3 protein-coding genes and 3 pseudogenes are annotated in these 4,421 nt (G+C 60.8%); 5 read left to right on the top strand and 1 reads right to left on the bottom strand.

The window, feature by feature from the left end:
• The 4 genes and pseudogenes from DQ405_RS24760 to DQ405_RS28805 all read left to right on the top strand — a co-directional run.
• Positions 1 to 432 (top strand): metal ABC transporter permease (locus DQ405_RS24760; RefSeq protein ID WP_174824720.1); only part of this gene is annotated, 432 nt, incomplete at its 5' end.
• A gap of 11 nt (positions 433 to 443) precedes the next feature.
• Positions 444 to 1,323 (top strand): annotated as a pseudogene (locus tag DQ405_RS24755) (metal ABC transporter substrate-binding protein).
• The gene (locus tag DQ405_RS24750) at positions 1,320 to 1,880 is read left to right on the top strand and encodes a gamma carbonic anhydrase family protein (RefSeq protein WP_005792581.1); all 561 of its coding nucleotides are present in this window, start codon (positions 1,320 to 1,322) and stop codon (positions 1,878 to 1,880) included. Before DQ405_RS24755 ends, DQ405_RS24750 begins: the two are co-directional and overlap by 4 nt.
• A gap of 3 nt (positions 1,881 to 1,883) precedes the next feature.
• Positions 1,884 to 3,224, top strand: a pseudogene (locus tag DQ405_RS28805) (dihydroorotase).
• On the opposite strand, the gene DQ405_RS24735 reads toward DQ405_RS28805, so the two are convergent.
• Positions 3,221 to 3,742 (bottom strand): DUF3617 domain-containing protein, encoded by a 522-nt coding sequence (locus tag DQ405_RS24735; RefSeq protein WP_014720569.1) that lies wholly within the window; start codon positions 3,740 to 3,742, stop codon positions 3,221 to 3,223. The pseudogene DQ405_RS28805 and the gene DQ405_RS24735 sit on opposite strands and share 4 nt — an antisense overlap.
• 130 nt (positions 3,743 to 3,872) lie before the next feature.
• Here DQ405_RS24735 and DQ405_RS24730 point away from each other — a divergent pair.
• A pseudogene (locus DQ405_RS24730) lies at positions 3,873 to 4,421 on the top strand (PLDc N-terminal domain-containing protein); the annotation flags it as partial.

Raw genomic sequence — 4,421 nt, 5'->3', positions numbered from 1 at the left:
CTATGGGTCTCGGGTTTCAGCCTGATCGCCATGGCGCTGATCTACAAACCGCTGCTGCTGGACACCCTCGACCCGCTGTTCCTGCAAACCGTCAGCCGCCTCGGCCCCCTCGCCCATGGCGTGTTCCTGACCCTGGTGGTGCTGAACCTGGTGATTGGTTTCCAGGCCATCGGCGCGTTGATGGTGGTCGGCTTGATGATGTTGCCGGCCATTGCCTCACGCTTCTGGAGTCGACGCCTGCCAGTACTGATCGCGGTATCGGCACTGCTGGGCTGCCTGTCGGTGTGGTTGGGTCTGCTGCTGTCGTTCTACTACTCACTGCCCAGCGGCCCGGCGATCGTGCTGGTGGCGGGCGCTGGGTATTTGTTGTCCGTGGTGTTCGGTCCGGTGCACGGTTTGTTGCGCCGCCCGCCTTTGCTCACATCCCAATGAGGTGTTTCCCGATGCGCGCTCTATTCGTGCTGTTCAGCCTGCTGCTGCCGCTTTCGATGGCCCACGCCGCCGACAAACTGCAAGTGGTCACCAGCTTCAGTATTCTCGATGACATTACCCACCAGATCGGTGGCGAGCATATCCAGATCAGCAACATGGTCGGCCCGGACGCCGACGCCCATACCTATGAACCCACGCCGGACAACGCCAAGGCACTGCTCAAGGCCAAGGTCATCATCAAGAACGGCCTCGGTTTCGAGCCGTGGCTGGACCGCCTGGTCACCAGCACCGAAACCAAGGCAACGGTGGTCACCGCCAGCAAAGGCGTGATTTCCCACACCATGGACGAGGATGGCGAAACCATTCCCGACCCGCACGCCTGGCACAATCTGGCCAATGCCGAGATTTATGTGAGCAACATCACCAAGGCCTTGGTGTACCGCCGACCCGGCCAACAAGACCGCCTACCTGCGCAACAGCCAGGCCTACCTCAAACAAATCCATAGCCTGCTGGAAGAGGCCAAGGCCAAGTTCGGCGCCCTGCCACCGGGTAACCGCCGCATCGTCACCTCCCATGACGCCTTCGGCTACCTGGGCCAGGCCTATGGCATCCAGTTCCTCGCGCCCCAGGGCTTGTCCACTGAACGTGACCCTTCGGCCGCTGAAGTTGCCGCACTGATCACCCAGATTCGCAAGGACAAGGTCAAAGCCGTGTTCATGGAAAACATCAAAGACTCGCGCCTGCTCAAGCAGATCGCTGACGAAAGCGGCGCACAGATCGGCGGCACGCTGTACTCCGACGCCCTCGCCGCAGAAGGCCCGGCCAGCACCTTTATCGGGCTGTTCGAATACAACCTCAACACCCTGTGCGCCGCACTGAGCCAGCCATGATCCGCAAAAATCCTTCCGGCGACCTGCCGGTGATTGCCGAATCGGCCTACGTCGACAAGACCGCGATCATCTGCGGCAAAGTCATCATCGGTGAGAACGTGTTCGTCGGCCCTTACGCCGTGATCCGCGCCGACGAAGTGGATGCCAGCGGCGCCATGGACCCGATCACCATCGGCGCCAACTCCAACATCCAGGACGGCGTGGTCATCCACTCCAAATCCGGCGCAGCAGTGACCATCGGCGAATTCACCTCCATCGCTCATCGCTCCATCGTCCACGGCCCCTGCACGGTGGGCGACCGCGTGTTTATTGGCTTCAACAGTGTGCTGTTCAATTGCGCCGTCGGCGATGGGTGCGTGGTGCGCCACAACTCGGTGGTCGACGGCCGCGACCTGCCCGCCGCTTTCTACGTGCCCTCCACCACGCGTATCGGCCCCAACACCGACTTGTCGCAATTCCCACCGGTGAGTGTCAGCGCCTCGGAGTTTTCCGAAGACGTGGCACGCACTAACGTCGACCTGGTGCGCGGCTACAAAGCCCTGCAAAACGAGTTCTGAACCATGAGCCGCCTGCTGATCCGCAACGCCCGCCTGGTCAACGAAGGCCAGGTATTCGACGCCGACGTACTGATCGCTAATGGTCGTATCGAGAAGATTGCCGCCAGCATTCAAGGCGATAACGAACCGGTGGAAATCGATGCCAACGGCCAGTGGCTACTGCCAGGGATGATCGACGACCAGGTGCATTTTCGCGAACCCGGCGCGCCGGAAAAAAGGCAGCTTCTACAGCGAATCCCGCGCGGCGGTGGCCGGTGGTATCACCAGCTTCATGGATATGCCCAACACTCACCCGGCCACCTTGAACCTGGAAGCCCTGGCCGATAAAAAAGCGCCGTGCCGCACTGCATTCAGTGGCCAACTACGGCTTTCATTTTGGCGTGAGCAACGACAACCTCGACACCGTCGCGGCCCTCGCTCCTCGTGAAGTGGCTGGAGTCAAAGTGTTCATGGGCGCATCCACCGGCAATATGCTGGTGGACGACCCACGCGTTCTGGAGCGCCTGTTTGCCGAGGTGCCGACCATCCTGCTCGCTCACTGCGAACACACGCCCAGCATCCTGGCCAACGAGCAACGCCTGCGCGAACGCTTCGGCGAGCATATTCCCGCAGTCGCCCACCCGCTGATCCGCGATGCCGAGGCCTGTTATCGCTCGTCATCGTTTGCCGTGGAATTGGCCAAAACGCCATGGCACGCGCCTGCATGTGTTGCACCTGACCACCGCGCGGGAACTGGCGTTGTTCGAAGACAAGCCCCTGGCCGACAAGCACATCACGCCGAGGTCTGCCTGCACCACCTGCTGTTCGATGACCGCGATTACCACCACCTCGGCCACCAGATCAAATGCAACCCGGCGATCAAGACCCGCACCGACCGCGACGCGCTGCGCCTGGCATTTATTGAGTGATCGTCTGGATGTGATTGGCACCGACCATGCGCCGCATACCTGGGCGCAAAAACAGTTGGGCTATCGGCAAGCGCCCTCGGGCTTGCCTCTGGTGCAGCATGCCCTGCCGGCGTTACTGGAGTTGGTGGCCGACGGGCATTTGCCCTTGACCACTCTGGTAGCCAAGACCAGCCACCGCGTGGCCGACCTGTTTGCCATCGCTGATCGCGGCTACGTGCGCGAAGGCTACTGGGCCGACCTGGTACTGATCAAACCGGAGCCTGCCGGCAAGCCGGTCAACAGCCAGCCTATTCTCGCCCGCTGCGGCTGGACACCCTTTGCAGAACGCAGCTTTCGCCACAGCGTGAGTACCACACTGGTCAGCGGCCACCTGGCCTGGCACAACGGCCAGGTGGTCAACAGTTGCCAGGGCTTGCCCCTGCAGTTTGGGCGTTAGGCGCGGGGTTTGACTGAACCGCAATCGTTGCCCAGCCACTGAGCGTGGCTGTCCAGGCTACCCTTCTGCTGGATCCCGGTGGCATTGAAGGTACCGTTGACGCTGGTGGTGAATTCTTTCTGGCTCTGAAACGTTGCCACCCCAGTGCCCTGGGCTTTCGGGCAACTGAAGCGGAACTTCCACTGGTTGCCGCTCTTGTCGGTGACTTCCTGTTTGCAGCCCGATTGAGGGTCGGTCAGGGGGATCGAATCGGAGGCCACCTGGGCCGGGGTCAGGCACACCTGTACGCCTTTACCGGCCATGTTAATGCCTTGTTTTTCGAGCATGGCGCGCTGTTCAGGGGTCATCTGTTGCTTGAGTTGACCGAGGATCAGCGACAAGTCCGGCAGGTCCTGGTTATCGACTTTCATATTGCTGGTGGTCAATTCCCACAAGCCCGGCGCCAGCATCTGCGCCTGTGCCGCCACAGGCAGCGACAAACCAACAACCATGGCCAAACCAAGCAGACGAGCATTCATCGGGTAACTCCTGGGTAATTGTGGGCGTTAGACGTCGCAAAGCAGCCAGTGTTGCATGGCAAATAAAATAGCGACATTCACAGCCGTTCATGGTCTGTTACGCACTGGACTGCCTGGAGTTACGTCGTTCATGGATTTCTTTGGCCCGCACCTGCTCGCCTACGTCATTGCCACGCTGCACTTTCTTGGAACGCTCGCCGCGATCCACGCAGTACTGACCGTGCGCACCGCACAAGGCTCGATTGCCTGGGCGTTGTCACTGATGTTCATGCCCTACCTGACGCTGATCCCCTACCTGATTTTCGGCCGCAGCACGTTCGACGCGTACATCCAGGCCCGTCGCCAGGCCAACCAGGAAATGCACACGGCCATTACCGAATTGAACTGGCGCCCCTGGGTGGAGGAAGCGCTCGCGCGCGCAATTCCAGCGCCTATGCCTCCTTGCGCGCCATGCCCAAGCTGGGCCGCATGCCTGCCTGGCCAACAACGAAGTGCGCCTGTTGATCAATGGCCAGGCATGCCACGTTCGGCGCGATCTTCGAGGCTATCCGTCACGCAAAGCCGCCGTGCTGTTCCAGTTTTTCATCATTCACGATGACGAACTGGGCCGTCAATTGCAGGCCCTGTTGAGGGAAAAAGCCGCTCAGGGCGTGGCCATTTATGTGCTGTACGACCGCAT

This window comes from Pseudomonas sp. SST3 (genome assembly GCF_003325755.1).
This window is presented reverse-complemented; position numbering and strand designations above follow the sequence as displayed.